Source organism: Micromonospora thermarum (assembly GCF_012034245.1).
Lineage (GTDB): Bacteria > Actinomycetota > Actinomycetes > Mycobacteriales > Micromonosporaceae > Micromonospora > Micromonospora thermarum.
Genome location: NZ_JAATEO010000025.1, coordinates 87,545 through 101,767, shown reverse-complemented (window position 1 = coordinate 101,767; position 14,223 = coordinate 87,545). Strand labels below are relative to the sequence as shown.

The following is a 14,223-nucleotide window of genomic DNA, read 5'->3' as shown; positions in this document are numbered from 1 at the left end:
GGCGGCCGGATCACCGGCGTTCGGATCACTGATGATAAGGGGGCTGAGGTCAAGGCGGAGCCGCGGGAGGACGGATCGGCGTGGGTGCCGAGCGCGCCGCTGAAGCCGAAGCGGACCTACACCGCCGAGGTGACCGCGACCGGCGACAAGGGGAGGACCACCACCCGCAAGACCACCTTCACGACCATGCAGAAGCCGACGAAGCCGGCGATCACCAGCACGTTGTATTTCAGGGGCAACCAGACGTACGGCACGGCGATGCCCGTAACGGTCGCCTTCGACCCGCCCATTCCTAAAGAGGCCAGAGCAGATGTGCAGCGCCGTTTGTTCGTGAAGACGAATCCGCCGCAGCCGGGTACCTGGTCCTGGGTGTCCGACGGTTCCCAGGTGTATTACCGCGCCCCCGATTTCTGGCGCCCCGGCACCACCATCAGCGTCCGGTCGGCATTGGAGGGGCTGCCGATCGGCAAGGAGCACGTGGGCGACGCCGACCGGACGGCCACCTCCAAGATCGGCCGCCAGGTGGCGCTGGAGGTCGACAACGCCACCAAACAGATGTCGGTCCTGCGGGACGGCAAGCTGATCCGGAAGATCCCGGTCAGCCTCGGCAAGCCGAGCACTCCGACCTCCAGCGGCAGGATGGCATGGAGAAGTATCAGTACACGACGTTCGACACCCGGGGCGAGCCGAACGGCGGCTACGTGGTGGACGTCGAGGACGCTCAGCGCCTCACCTGGGGCGGGGAGTTCATCCACGGGGCGCCGTGGTCGGAGGGCGATCAAGGTAAGATCAACGTCTCGCACGGCTGCACCAACATCTCCGCGGCCGCCGCGGACTGGCTGATGGGCATCACCCGGGTCGGCGACCTGGTCACCTTCAAGGGCACCGAGGTCCAGTTGACCGAAGGTAGCGGCTGGACGGCCTGGAACGTCAGCTGGGACGAGTTCGTCAAGGGCAGCGCGTTGCCGGTGCCGGCCGGCCTCCGGCCCGCCCCGACCCAGGTGCCACATCCGGGCGCGGTGGCCGGTGGGTCGCCGGCGCCCGCCCCGTCCGTCCGCGTCGGCTGACCCGGCGTCCGCGCGACCGGCCCGCCACTTGGTGGGGCCGGTCGTGTCGTGTCGCCGTACCGAGACGGGCCGCGGGGTAGGCGAGGTCCCAGATTCGGGTAGCGCGTTGGCGGGCACCGACAGCAGCGGGGCGAGGACCCCGCCCCACCACGCGTCGATTCTGACAACCGAGGCGTCCTCGTCGGCGGCCCTATGCACTCTGATCGCCATCCCGGCCGGTCCCTCTGAGGGGGAAGCAGTCCGGAGCGCGACGTGCGGCCGGCAGGTCACCCCTACTGACGCTGTCGATGTTCGCTGAGTCGCAGTCCTCCGCTGATCGTCAGCGTTTCGGGCGGAGGGTGTCGACTCGGGCGACGGACTGGTCGATGCGCGCCTCGGTCAGCCGTCCGGAACGGACCAGCCCGACCACGGTGTCCAGCGTCTTGTCGACGACGTCCGGGTCGTACACCTGCTGATTGGCGAAGACGAGAAGGTCGAGGCCGGCCCGCAACGCCAGCCCGACTGCCTCTTCCGAGCCGTAGCGGCGGGTGATCGCGACCGCCTGCATGTCGTCGCTGACGACCGGCCCCTGCCATCCGAGCCTGCCCCGGAGCAGATCCGTCACGACCGCGGGAGACAGTGACGCCGGATAAGTGGCGTCGAGCTGCCTGTTGAGCACGTGGGCGGCCATGACCGAGTCCGCGAGCCCGGCCCGGATCAGTCGTTGGAACGGTTCCAGTTCCCGTCGCTGCCAGGTGGAGCCGACATCGACGACCTCGAAGTCGGTGTTCCCGGCGGCACTGCCCGAGCCGGGGAAATGCTTGAGTGAGGTCTTGACGCCCGCGGCTCGGTGAACGCGGATCTCCTCGCTTGCGTTGCTGACCACCACGTCGGGGTTGGCGGAGAAGCTGCGGTCGAGTTTGCCGATGGCCCGGCTCTCAGGGTTGACGTTCAGGTCGACGACCGGCGCGTAGTTGAGGTTGACGCCGATGCTGGTGAGGCCGTCCACCAACCCTCGGGCCCAGTCCCGCGTCGCGGCTGTGGAGTTCTGGGCGCCGATCTCGGCCTGCGACTTGGTCGCCGGGAAGCCGTTGCTGGGGTTGAGTCGGGAGGTGCGGCCGCCTTCCTGGTCGATCGAGACGATGAGCCGACCCGGAGAGGCCGCTTTCAGGGCCTTCACCAGGGCGGTGACCTGGCCGGGTGAGCGGATGTTGCGCACCGACTCCGTCTCCAGGTCCCGATCGAACAGGATTACCCCGCCAAGACCGTCCCTGACCGCCTTGATGATCCAATCCTGGTCGGTCACCCGCTCACCGCGGAAGCCGACGACGAGCAGGCTTGCCACCTTGCGCCGCAGCGCGGTCTCATCTCCCGCAGGCTGTCCGGGTGACGGCGTCGTCGGGCGGGACGTCGGCGAGGTGGCCGCCCTGGACTGGCAACCGGTCAGTGCGGCGACTGCGGCCGAGCCCGTTCCGGCGAGCAGCAGCCGGCGGGGCAGACGCAGGCTCTTCACCTCCGCACGTTAAGCCGCACCGGCGTCGGTGCGCCCCGACATGGGCTGACCTCATCCATTCGGTGGGCGGTGACGCGTGGAGGCGCAACCCGTCCGTCGCCGCCGCCGTCATCGCCGGGCTGTTGTTCAAAGGCCGGCGGGGTACCGGCGCACTTCTGGGTGCCGGACACGACCCCAAGGCTCGACCGCTCTCGCGGCGACGTTCTTGACGACCGTGCCGAAGATCGGCGCGCTCGTGGCGCTCTACCGGTTCGTCGGCGTGCTGCCGGCGACCACACCGTGGCCGGTCGTGGTGGCGGCGGCGGCCGTGGCAAGCGTCCATCGTCAGCCAGGTCGGCTTCCTGCTCGTACGTCGCGGCCGGCCGCAGTACCTCGCCCTGCCCTCGTTGCTCGTGTACCTCACCGGTTACACGGTGACCAACATCGCCGCGTACGCAGTCACTGCTGCACTGCTCGGGCGGCGGGACCGCCGACTGGCAGGGCGTGGCCGCCGGTGGCGCCGTGGCTCGCTGCGGCTCTGCTGGTGGCCCGGCCAGGCCGGCCGGCCTCGGCCCAGGCGCCGTACTCGACTACCGCGACCCGCAGAACTGGAGAGACAAAGCCTGGGGCGGGGCGAAGGTGCTCTGGGCGGTCGACCCGACCGTGACGGGCTTGGTGCTGATCCACGGCAAGCGGATCGACGGCCCCGACGCACTCGCCTTTGAGGATCCCGCCATACCGGAGCTGCGTATCGATGTTGACACGTACCAGGGGCTGTCCGGCGGGTGGAAGGATTACCCGAGCTACACCCGGCTGCGGGCGCCGGGCTGCTACCTCTACCAGATTGACACCGCGCGGGGCACGTCAAGCATCGTCTTCGTCGCCCGCGGCCCACGCCTGTGATCGGCCACTGCGGCGCCGGCCGGCCGGACGTGTCGGACTGGCTCACCCACCGCCTCGTGCTGTTCGGCAACGACTGGCCCGACGCGCCGGAACACTGGCCTCCAGGCGCCCGATTCCCGGGCCTCGCCGAACCCCATGCTCGGCATGGATGGCTGGTCTAGCCCGCGTCGGCTGCCAATCCCGACTGCTGATTCGCCTCTGCCTTCGGCGCTCCGGATGCTTGAAGCATCTCGCTGATGGCAAGTCGCAGCCGCGAAACGAGGACCATCCCGCGGAAGCCGACGTGTTCGGCGCAGGCACGGTTGACTTCCTCGATGGCCTGTTGCGCCCGCGCACGCGCGAGGTGGGGCTCTCGACGGGCGACGAAGTCGCGATGTAGCAGCCTCACCGCTTGGCCGAGGTGCTCGATCGACGCTGGAAGGCTGGCCGGTACCGGTTCACGGTGCCGTACCGCCGACACGGCCCAGTGCGCCAGTTCGCGGCTGTGGGAGTAGGCGAATTGCAGGTGTTGGGAGGCCTGCTGGTACTGGCGCAGGGTCTTCAGTCGTCGCCACCGCCAGGGTGACAGAACCGCGATCTCCGCCGCCGCGGCCACCATCTCGATCGACTTGTTTCTTTCCTCCTCTCCCGCAACCAGGCGCTGCAAGGCCTCCTCGGCCTGTTGAACGTCGCGCTGCGCCAGCGCCTGAGCGATGGCCGTGAGATCACGGGCGAAGATGTCCAGCGTCGGACCGGCGGAGCGGTGTACGACGCGTACGGGGTTGGCCGGCAGGATCAGCAGCGCCACGACGATGGCCGTCAACCCTCCGATCAACCCGTTGACCGTCCGCGCCAGAGCCAGACCCGATTGTTCCGCATACAACGTTCCCAGCAATACGGCGGTGCTTCCGGCGTGCACCATGACGGCGCCGCTCCCGCGGATCACCGCTGCCGACGAGATCGCGAATGCCACGATCAGGGCGGTTTGGATCGGTCCTGAACCGATGACCTCGATGATCAACTGACCGGTCAGCACTCCCACGATCACCCCGGCGACAAGTTCCGCCGCGCGCCTGATCCGATTGCCGAGGGCTGCCGCGATCGTGCCGATCGAGGCGGCGGGCGCGAACAACGCCTGCGAGTTGTGCAGCACGTCGTCCGCGATGAACCAGGACAGACCGGCTGCCGCGCCTGCTTGAACCGCGAGGATGGAATAGGTGCGCAGCCGCTCGTAAGCCTCGCGGGTTTCCCGCAGCACCGTCTCTGACCGCACATCCCGATCTCGGCCCCGCACGTCTCACCTCCAAAGGCGGTCGGCTGTCCGACGACGACTCTCGACTCGGCGTCCGGCTCTGACCGGGCTCAGGGAGACCGCGGTGATCTTGTATTCGGGGCAGCCGGTGTCGGTGTCGGTGGCGTCGGAGGTGAGGGCGTTGGTGGGGGTGTCGGGGAAGCTGAAGGTGGTGAACAGCTGGCCCGGGGTCACTGTGTCGGTCAGGTGGACCGGGTAGGTGACGGTTGCCCGGCGGCTGGTCACCTCGACGAGGTCGCCGTCGGCCAGTCCGAGCCGCGCGGCGTCGTCCGGGTGCAGGTCGAGCACTTCGTGCGGGCGGAGCTGGTGGTTGGGGGTGCGGCGGCTCATCGATCCGCTGTTGTAGTGCACCAGCCGGCGCCCGGTGATCAGGACGTACGGGAAGGTGGTGTCGGCTTGCTCGCCGGGCGGCAGGTACGGCCGGGCGGCGAGTGCGGCCCGGCCATCGGGCGTGGCGAACGAGTCGAGGTAGAGCCGCCCTTCGCCGGGTTGGTCGGGGCTGCGACAGGGCCAGTGCAGTGGTCCGTCCCGGTCGAGTCGGGCGTGTGAGATGCCGGCGAACGTGGGGGTCAGCGTGGCGCATTCGGCCATCGCGTCGGCGGGGGTGGGGCAGCCGAGGTCGGCGCCCATCGCGCGGGCGAGCAGGTGCAGGATGTCGAAGTCGCTGCGGGCCTGTCCGGGTGGGTCCAGCGCCGGGCGGACCCGTTGGACTCGGCGGTCGAAGTTGACGAAGGTGCCGTCCTTCTCGAGGAAGGGCACCGCGGGGAAGACCACGTCGGCGTGTTCAGCGGTGGTGGAGAGGAACACGTCGTGGTTGACGACGAGGTCGCAGGCGGCCAGTGCCCGGCGTACGTTGCCGCTGTCCGGATCGGTCTGCGCGATGTCCTCGCCGATGACGTACATCGCACGCACTCGGCCGGCGATGGCTGAGGCGAACATGTCCAGGATGCGGAGCCCGGGCCGGGCCGGCACCTCCGCCCGCCAGGCTCGGTTGAATCGGGCGCGCACGCCCGCGTCGGTGACGCGCTGGTAGCCGGGCAGCATGTCCGGCAGCGCGCCCATGTCGGAGGCTCCCTGAACGTTGTTCTGCCCACGCATGGAGAGCACGCCGCAACAGTCGGGGGTGCCGACCGCGCCCTTGAGGATGGCCAGGTTTGCCAGGGTGCGTACGCCGTCGGTGCCGTGGGCGTGTTCGGTGATGCCGAGGCCGTAGACGATCGCCGGGCGGCGTGCCGCCCCGTAGAGGCGGGCCGCCGCGACCAGTGTCTCCGGCGCGACGCCGGCGAGCCGTGCCGCGCGGTCGGGCGGATGGTCGGCCAGTAGCGCGGTGAGTTCGGCGAGCCCGCTGGCCCGGGAGCGGAGGAAGTCCTGATCGGCGTATCCCTCGTCGAGTAGCACCCGGGCGATGCCGTTGAAGACGGCGACGTTGGATCCCGGTCTGGCCTGGACGTGCACGTCGGCCATCTCGGCGAGGTCGATGCGGCGGGGGTCGATGACGATGAGCCGTGCGCCGCGTAGCACCAGTTGTTTGATCCGGGCGCCGATGACCGGGTGGGCCTCGGTGGGGTTCGCGCCGGCGATGAGGATGCAGTCGGTGTGGTCGAGGTCGTCGACGGAGTTGGTGCCGCCGGCGTGGCCGAACGAGGCGGCCAGCCCGACCGCGGACGGGGCGTGGCACAGCCGGGAGCAGTTGTCGATGTTGTTGGTGCCGAGCACGGCGCGGGCGAATTTCTGGGCGAGGTAGTTCTCCTCGTTGGTCGCGCGCGCGGAGGAGATCATGCCGATGGCGTCGGGCCCGTGGCGGTCGCGGATGGCTGCCAGCCGGGTCGCCGCGAAGGTGAGAGCCTCCTGCCAGGACGCGGGCCGCAGTGGCGAGTCCCGGCCGCCGTCGCGGACCAGTGGGGTGGTCAGCCGGTCTCGGGACCGCGTGAAGGCGTGTGCGAAGCGGCCCTTGACGCAGGCGTGGCCGCGGTTGACCGGTCCGTCGTGCGCCGGGGTGATCGCGGCGACGGACCCGTCGCGTTCGTGCACCCGCAGGCTGCAGCCCACCCCGCAGTAGCCGCAGGTGGTGGTGGTCGTCCTGCCGATGGGGCGCGGGTCGGCCAGGCCCGGCTCGGACAGCGCCCCGCTCGGGCAGGTGTCGACGCAGCCGCCGCAGGCAACGCACGGGGACGTCACCCACGGGCCGCCGGTGCCGGCCACGACGACGGTTTCGAACCCGCGCCCGGCCAGGGAGAGCGCGAATGTGCCCTGCACCTCGGCGCACATGCCTACGCACCGGCTGCAGGCGATGCACAGGTCCCGGTCGAGTTTCACGTACGGGTGGGAGTGGTCGGCGCCCGCATCCCGGGTCGCACCGTCGAACCGGGATCTGGTCAGGCCGAAGTGCTGGCAGGCGCGGACCAGCTCGCTGCGCTCGGCGGGGATGTCGAGCGCTCGCGCGGGCAGCTGGGACACGAGGAGTTCCAGGGCGAGCTGTGCCGACCTGCGGGCGGTTTCGTCGCCGGTCCGTATCTCCATCCCGTCGGCGGCGGGTGTGGTGCAGGCCGGCATGGCCCGCCCCCGGATTCCGACCAGGCAGACCCGGCACGATCCCTGCGGGGTGAGCCGCTCGTCGTAGCAGAGGGTCGGCACCACGGCCCCGGCCGCCCGCACGGCGTCCAGCACGGTGGCTCCCGAGGCCACCTCGACGCGGATGGTGTCGACGGACAACCGCATCTACTCGCCCCCCTTGCTGGTGGGGGCCGTGTGGTGCAGTTCGTCGGAGTACACCCGCAGCAGGCTGCGCACCGCGCAGGACACCCCACGCCCGAACGCGCACAGGCTCGCCACATCCAAAACCTCGAGCAGGGGATGGTGGTCGGCGAGCGCCGCCGCGGCCTGCGCGGGTTCCCGGATCCGCTCGACCAGCTCGAGGCCGCGGCGGGTACCGACCCGGCAGGGTGTGCAGGCTCCGCAACTTTCCGCCGCCCCGAACGCCCACGCGTGTCGCAGGATCGCCACGCCGGGCACGGTCGAGTCGACCGCGACGAGGCTTGCGTGTCCCAACGCGGCCCCGGCCTCCGCGAGCGGTTCGGACAGCAGCGGCAGGTCGAGCTGGTTGGGGGTGAGGAAGCCGCCGAGCGGTCCGCCGACCTGCACCGCGCGTAGCCGGTACGGCTCGCGCAGCCCGCCACCGAGTTCCTCCACCAGGTGGCGCAGCGGCACGCCGAACTCCACCTCGTACACGCCGGGTCGGCGGAAGCGTTGGCTCAGGCAGACCAGCTTGGTGCCGGGCTCGTCCGGGTGGCCCAGCCGTGCGTAGGCGGCTCCGCCGTGCCGGACGATCCACGGTACGGCCGCCAGCGTCTCCACGTTGTTGACCGCGGTCGGATGTCCCAGGAAGCCGTGGCTGGTCGGGTACGGGGGGCGTGCCCGCACCGCCGCCCGCAGCCCGGCCAGGGCGTGCAGCAACGCCGTCTCCTCCCCGGCCACGTACGAGCCGGCGCCCACCACGATCTCCACGTCGAAGTCGACCGGCGAGCCGTGCACCCGCTCGCCCAGGTGACCGGCCTCCCGCGCCTCGACCACCGCGGCACGCAGCCGCTCGGCGGCCGTCGGGTACTCCGAGCGCACGAGGATCAACCCGTGCCGCGCGCCCACCGCGAACCCGGCCAGCGCCAGGCCCTCCAGGATCCGATGCGGATCCCGTTCCATCAGCAGCCGATCCCCGTACGAGCCGGGATCACCCTCGTCGCCGTTGCCCACCACGTACCGGGGGGCGGGTTCGCCGGCGGTCATCGACCACTTCTTCGCCACCGGGAAACCGGCCCCGCCCCGCCCCCGCAAGCCCGAGGCGGCGACCTCGGATATCACCTTCTCCGGTGAACCGGTCGCCACCACGCTGGGCCACACCGCCCACGGTTCCTCGCCGCCGACCAGCCCGGCTAGCACCACTGGCCGATCGACCGCGCTCACGTACGGTATGTCGGCCGCCCGCATCTTCAACGGCTCGACCCAACCGGGCCTCGTCCGCCGCTGCGCGGCCAATGGGTCACCGAACAGCCCGCCCAGAGTCTCCCCACTGGCTGGTAGCTCCCCGTCGAGTACGGCGGGCGAGTCGTAGCAGTACCCGAGACAACGCACCCCTTGCAGCGACACCGACCCGTCCGCGGCACGTTCGCCCAGCCGCACGCCCAGCGCCCGCTCCAGCCGCGCGATGTGCTCGCCCCGGCTGCTCACGAAGCACGAGGTTCCCTCGCACACCCGCACGTGCCGCCGGCCCCGGCGACCCTCCGCGAAGTCCGCGTAGTACGTCGCCGAACCGGTCACGGCCGCCACCGGCCAGCCGAACTCGCCCGCCGCCCGCGCCAGATCCTCGGCATCGACTCGCCCGTCCGCGGCCTGCGCCCGCCGAAGCCGATCCAACATCCCCGTGCCCGGCCGGCGCAGACGGTCCTGCAACTCGACGAACGCCTCCCGCGGCTCGCCCATCGCACCATCCCTCGCGCACCGCCGATCCAAAGGCAAACGTACGTCTGCTTCAGGGCGGTTCACGGGCAAATAGGCAGCTTGCCGGCTCGGCGATGGAGATCCTCCCGACGGCAGCAGCACTCGCCCCTCGCGCCGGGCCCTTCGACCCGTTACCGATTGCCCTCGTTGCCCTGTCTGGCGACCCGGGTCGCTGAGACGATCCGCTGGTGGGAGCCGAACCGCGCGAGTGCGTGCCGGAGCGGTCGGTGCGGCGGCAGCCGGTGGACTGGCGGCAGTGGGCCCCGCTGACCCTGCTCACCCTGGCCGTGCTGGTCGGTGCCGGGTTGTGGCTCGCCGGGCTGCCGGGCGCGGCCCAGCTGGTCTGGGCGGCGGTGACCCTGGTCGCGCTGGTGCCGGCCGTCTGGTCGACGCTGCGGCAGCTTCGTCGCCGGCAGTTCGGGGTCGACGTGGTCGCCGTGCTGGCGCTGGTCGGCACGCTGCTGGTCCGCGAGTACCTGGCCGGCGCGGTGATCGCGGTGATGGTCGCCACCGGCCAGGCGTTGGAGCACTACGCCCAGCGCCGGGCCACCCGCGACCTGCGCGTGCTGCTGGAACGCGCGCCCCGGCAGGCGCGCCGGCGTAGCCCGGACGGCGGTATCGAGGTGGTGCCGCTGGACCGGGTGGCGGTGGGGGACCGGCTGGTGGTCGGCCCCGGCGACGTGGTGCCGGTGGACGGGACCGTGGAGGAGGCCGCGACGCTGGACGAGTCGGTGGTCACCGGCGAGTCGCAGCTGGTCACCCGCGCCGTCGGCGAGCAGGTGGCCAGCGGCGTGGTCAACGCCGGAGCCGGGTTCGGGCTGCGGGCAACCAAGAACGCGGCGGAGAGCACGTACGCCGGGATCGTCCGGCTGGCCGAGGAGGCCACCGCACGCAAGGCCCCGATGGTCCGGCTCGCCGACCGGTACGCCGCCGCGTTCGTGCCGTTCACCCTGGTGCTGGCCGGGCTGGCGTGGCTGCTCACCGGCCAGTTCCTCCGGGCGGTGGCGGTCCTGGTGGTGGCCACCCCCTGCCCGCTGCTGCTGGCCACCCCGATCGCGATCGTCTCCGGGCTGTCCCGGGTCGCCCGGCGTGGGGTGCTGGTCCGCGACGGCGGGTCGCTGGAGCTGCTGGGCCGCGCCCGGACCCTGCTGCTGGACAAGACCGGCACGCTCACCGCCGGCCGTCCCCGTGCCGCCGAGACGGTCGTCGCGCCCGGCGGCGACCGGGACGAGGTGCTGCGGCTGGCCGCCTCCGTCGAGCAGCTCTCCCCGCACGTGCTGGCCACCGCCCTGGTCCGACAGGCCCGCGAGCGGGGGCTGCCGCTCGCCGAGCCGGTCGACGTCACCGAGGAGCCGGGGCGCGGGGTGACCGGCCGGGTGGACGGGCGGCTGGTCCGGGTCGGCCAGCTCGCCGGCGAGCCGCCCGAGTGGGCGCACCGCGTACGCGAGCGCGCCGAACTGGCCGGCCGCTCCACCGTCTGGGTCAGCGACGACCGGCGACCCCTCGGGGCGATCCTGCTGGAGGACCCGGTCCGCCCCGACGCCCGGCGGACGGTGCGGCGGCTACGGGAGGCGGGGCTGACCCGGCTGGTAATGGTCACCGGCGATCGGCCGCGGACCGCCCGGCAGGTGGCGCAGACCGTCGGCGTGGACGACGTGATCGCCCAGTGCTCGCCCGAGGAGAAGGTGGCCCGGGTCCGGGCGGAGTCCCGGCAGGCGGTCACCGTGATGGTCGGCGACGGCGTCAACGACGCGCCGGCCCTGGCCGAGGCGCACGTCGGCGTGGCGATGGGCGCCACCGGGGCGACCGCCTCCGCCGACGTGGCGGACGCGGTGCTCACCGTGGACCGGCTGGACCGGCTCGCCGACGCCGTCGAGATCGCCCGGTACGCGCGCCGCATCGCGGTGCAGAGCGCGACCGTCGGGATGGCCCTGGCCGTCCTCGCCATGCTGGTCGCGGCCCTCGGTGGGCTGCCTCCGGTCGCCGGCGCGTTCCTCCAGGAGGGCATCGACGTGCTGGTCATCCTCAACGCGCTGCGCGCCCTCGGGGGCGGCCTGCGCCGCCGGGACGTCCCGCCGCGGACCCGGGAACTGCTCGACCGGTACGCCGGCGAGCACACCGGCGTCCGCGACGTGCTGGACCGGCTGCGCGACACCGCCGACCTGGTGGCGACCCGCCCGGACGCACCGGAGTGCGTACCGGCGCTGCGCGAGGTGCACCGCCGGCTCGTCGACGAGGTGCTACCGCACGAGGCGGCCGAGGAGCGGCAGCTCTACCCATCGCTCGCCGGCCCGCTCGGCAGCGAGGAGGCGACGTCGACGATGAGCCGGGCCCATGTGGAGATCAGCCGGTTGGTGGACCGGATCGGCGGCCACCTGGCGCAGCACCCGGACGGCCGGCTGCGCCGCGACGAGGTGACCGACCTGCTGGCCGCCCTGTACGGGTTGGACGCCGTGCTCCGCCTGCACCTGACGCAGGAAGAGGAGGACTTCTTCTCCCTCAACCCCGCCGACACCCCACCACGGTGACGCGGATCCGCGTACGCGACGTTCAGGACATCCTGGTGACGACAGGCAGGTGGGTGCAGAGCATCGAAAGCCGGGGGCCAGCGTCGAGGACGGTGCCATCGGGCCGGACGAGCGCCACGTTCACGCGGCCTCTGGTCAGCCACCGGTGTAGTTCGTCTCCCGGGCGGACGGTAATGAGCACCGCTCCCTGCCCTTCCACCTCGGCCCGTTGGCGGGCGGGCGGCGTGGTGGACGTGACGATCGCGAACCGGCCAGCGGCCACGTCGTCGAACCGGCGCTCGTCGTCGAGGATGGCGTTCGGGCAGAGGCGGCCCGCGAGGCCGCGGCGAAGGCGCGGCCGCACCACCAGGGCCGACCGGTGCAGCGCGGGTGTCTCGCTGTCCGCGGCCAGGTCCCTGAGACGGGGTACGAGGTGCAGCCGTGGTGCCACCGCGCGGCGGACGAGGTCGCCGACGCGGCCGCCGGCTGTCATCGCGGTGCCGATCACCTTCGCCAGCCTGATCATGGAGCGGGCGTGGTGCCGGCGTTCGATCTGGTAGGTGTCCAGGACGTTTTCGGGCAGGGCCCCGTGCAGCACTCCGGCGAGTTTCCACGCGATGTTCATCGCGTCGCGCAGCCCGGCGCCCATGCCCTGGCCGATGAACGGTGGGGTGAGGTGGGCGGCGTCGCCGAGCAGGAACACGCGCCGGTCGCGCCACCGGTCGGCGACCTGGGCGCGGAAGGTGTACTCGGCGGCGCGGACGATCTCCAGTTCCGTGGCGGGGATCGTCCCGGTCCACGGCGAGATCACCGGATGCAGCCGGGTGATGTCGCGGTAGTCGTCGGCGCTCTCGTCGGGCGCCAGCCGGAATTCCCAGCGGTAGCGGGTCGCCCCGACGCGCATGTAGGTGCCGGCGCGGACCGGGTCGCAGAGCTGGTGCACCCCTTCCCACTGGTCGAGGTCGGTTTCGGTGACCACGTCGACGACGAGCCAACGTTGGGCGAACCCCAGGTCCTGCATGCGGGCGCCGATCGAGGTCCGGGTCAGGCTGTTGGCGCCGTCACAGCCCAGCACGTACGCCGCGCGGATGACGTCGTGCGCGCCGGTGGCCGTGTCGGTGACGTCGAGCCGTACGCCGTCGGCGTCCTGGGCCAGCGCCGTGACCTCGGTGCCGCCGCGCAGGGTGACGCTGCCGTGCTTCGTGAGATTCCGGCGGAGGATCGCCTCCAGCTCCGGCTGGTCGAACATGCTCCCCTGGGGGTAGCCGTGCCGGCCCGGCCCGACGTCACGCGAGAACTCGGCCAGCACCCGCATCGTCCGGTCGACGAGCCGTAGACCCCGGTGCGGCCGGGAGATGGCGGCGAACTCGTCCCGGAGCCCGAGGCGGGCCAGAATGCGGTGGACCTCGTCGTCGAGGGCGACGGCCCGGGGCAGGGGATAGACGGACTCCCACCGCTCGAGGATCAGGCACTCGACGCCGTACTGGGCGAGCAGCGTCGCGGCGGTCAGCCCGGTGGGGCCGGCGCCGATGATCACGACCGGAACCGCTGTCATCGCGTCGCCAGCACCTGAAGAACGAGGTAGGTCGCGACCAGGATTCCGCAGACGACGGCCGGGGCGTACTTCTGCGGGCCGTCGCCCTTGCGCAGGTGTACGACGAGGGCTCCGCCGAGCAGGAGGAGCAGCCCGGCACCGGCGAGGACGCCGATCAACGGCTGGAGCAGGCCGATGAGCAGCCCGATCACGGCGGCGACCTCGAGCAGGCCGATGCGGCGGTAGGCGGCGACGGAGAAACCGGCCTCCGCGGCGAGCGCCCGCATGGGTTGCAGGGCCAGGATCTTGGCCGTGCCCAGGGCGGAGAAGATCAGCGCGAGCAGCACCGCGAGGATGGCCGCAGCGAGCGTCATGACACAACCACCAATCGCCATTCAATGGCATATCGGCCCAGGATCTCCTTGACGGCCTCCTCCTGGGCAGAGGGATGAACTTTCACAGTGGCCACGATGGAGCTACCCTCGATCGCGGCCTCGATGTCCTGCACTCCGGCGATCCGGTCGAGCGCGGCACGGAGTTCCGCGCGGGCGGCGTCCCGGCGCAGGGCGAGCTTGTAGAGCTTGCCGACGGCGGTGACCGGCAGTTCGTCGAGGACCGTCACGGTCTTGGGCGCGGCGGTGCGGTCGGGCACCCGTTCGCTTGCCCAGTCCCGCAGGTCGTCCCCCGTGGCGGTGGCGCCGGGCGCGAGGGTGACGTAGGCGACCGGCACCTCGCCGGCGTGCACGTCCGGGCGCCCGACCGCGCTGGCCGCCGCGACCTGCGGGTGGGCAAGCAGGGTGTCCTCGATGATCGCGGGGCAGGACGCTGATGGCCGTATGGTCCGGCCAGCTCGTCGCCGCCCGTGACAGCAGCGCGTACGTCGATTCGGGCAGGCCCCGCGCCTCGAGCGGCACGGCCTCGATCGCGGCCAGGTCTTCCGGCGTGGCGTAGTCCGGCCA

General features: G+C 71.9%; 9 protein-coding genes and 2 pseudogenes. 4 read left to right on the top strand and 7 right to left on the bottom strand.

Annotated elements, in window-relative coordinates:
- A pseudogene (locus HCJ94_RS21805) lies at positions 1 to 1,067 on the top strand (L,D-transpeptidase); the annotation flags it as partial.
- A gap of 319 nt (positions 1,068 to 1,386) precedes the next feature.
- Here the strand turns inward: HCJ94_RS21805 and HCJ94_RS21800 are convergent.
- Positions 1,387 to 2,559, bottom strand: a complete 1,173-nt coding sequence (locus HCJ94_RS21800) for a glycoside hydrolase family 3 N-terminal domain-containing protein (RefSeq protein ID WP_309227376.1) — start codon at positions 2,557 to 2,559, stop codon at positions 1,387 to 1,389.
- Between the two features lie 92 nt (positions 2,560 to 2,651).
- On the opposite strand from HCJ94_RS21800, the pseudogene HCJ94_RS30430 reads away from it, so the two are divergent.
- Together HCJ94_RS30430 and HCJ94_RS21790 are read left to right on the top strand one after the other, a co-directional pair.
- Positions 2,652 to 3,097: pseudogene (locus HCJ94_RS30430) on the top strand (proton-conducting transporter transmembrane domain-containing protein); the annotation flags it as partial.
- An 80-nt stretch (positions 3,098 to 3,177) separates the two neighbouring features.
- On the top strand, positions 3,178 to 3,441 hold the full coding sequence (locus tag HCJ94_RS21790; protein ID WP_205801674.1) for a hypothetical protein: 264 nt from the start codon (positions 3,178 to 3,180) through the stop codon (positions 3,439 to 3,441).
- 157 nt (positions 3,442 to 3,598) lie between these two features.
- On the opposite strand, the gene HCJ94_RS21785 is transcribed toward HCJ94_RS21790, so the two are convergent.
- Genes HCJ94_RS21785 through HCJ94_RS21775 form a run of 3 tightly spaced genes read right to left on the bottom strand, consistent with a single transcriptional unit; the run spans position 3,599 to position 9,205 of the window.
- Positions 3,599 to 4,678 carry an FUSC family protein gene (locus tag HCJ94_RS21785; protein WP_309227375.1) on the bottom strand — a complete coding sequence of 360 codons (1,080 nt, stop codon included), beginning with the start codon at positions 4,676 to 4,678 and terminating at the stop codon, positions 3,599 to 3,601.
- A 39-nt stretch (positions 4,679 to 4,717) separates the two neighbouring features.
- Positions 4,718 to 7,450 carry a formate dehydrogenase subunit alpha gene (gene fdhF, locus HCJ94_RS21780; RefSeq protein WP_168002886.1) on the bottom strand — a complete coding sequence of 911 codons (2,733 nt, stop codon included), beginning with the start codon at positions 7,448 to 7,450 and terminating at the stop codon, positions 4,718 to 4,720.
- The gene (locus HCJ94_RS21775; RefSeq protein WP_168002885.1) at positions 7,451 to 9,205 is read right to left on the bottom strand and encodes an NAD(P)H-dependent oxidoreductase subunit E; all 1,755 of its coding nucleotides are present in this window, start codon (positions 9,203 to 9,205) and stop codon (positions 7,451 to 7,453) included.
- 206 nt (positions 9,206 to 9,411) lie between these two features.
- On the opposite strand from HCJ94_RS21775, the gene HCJ94_RS21770 reads away from it, so the two are divergent.
- Positions 9,412 to 11,751 carry a heavy metal translocating P-type ATPase gene (locus HCJ94_RS21770; protein WP_168002884.1) on the top strand — a complete coding sequence of 780 codons (2,340 nt, stop codon included), beginning with the start codon at positions 9,412 to 9,414 and terminating at the stop codon, positions 11,749 to 11,751.
- 22 nt (positions 11,752 to 11,773) lie between these two features.
- Here the strand turns inward: HCJ94_RS21770 and mhpA are convergent, their stop codons facing one another.
- From mhpA to HCJ94_RS21755, 3 genes are read right to left on the bottom strand one after another with little or no spacing between them, the layout of a single operon-like run.
- Complete coding sequence (gene mhpA / locus HCJ94_RS21765) at positions 11,774 to 13,285, bottom strand: bifunctional 3-(3-hydroxy-phenyl)propionate/3-hydroxycinnamic acid hydroxylase MhpA (protein ID WP_168002883.1); 1,512 nt, start codon at positions 13,283 to 13,285, stop codon at positions 11,774 to 11,776.
- Entirely contained in the window at positions 13,282 to 13,638 is a 357-nt protein-coding gene (locus tag HCJ94_RS21760; protein ID WP_168002882.1) for a DoxX family protein, read from the bottom strand. The genes mhpA and HCJ94_RS21760 overlap by 4 nt, the downstream gene beginning before the upstream one ends.
- Positions 13,635 to 14,060: an AMP-binding enzyme gene (locus tag HCJ94_RS21755; RefSeq protein WP_205801693.1), complete on the bottom strand. Its 426-nt coding sequence runs from the start codon at positions 14,058 to 14,060 to the stop codon at positions 13,635 to 13,637. Before HCJ94_RS21755 ends, HCJ94_RS21760 begins: the two co-directional genes overlap by 4 nt.
- Positions 14,061 to 14,223: the final 163 nt, after the last annotated feature.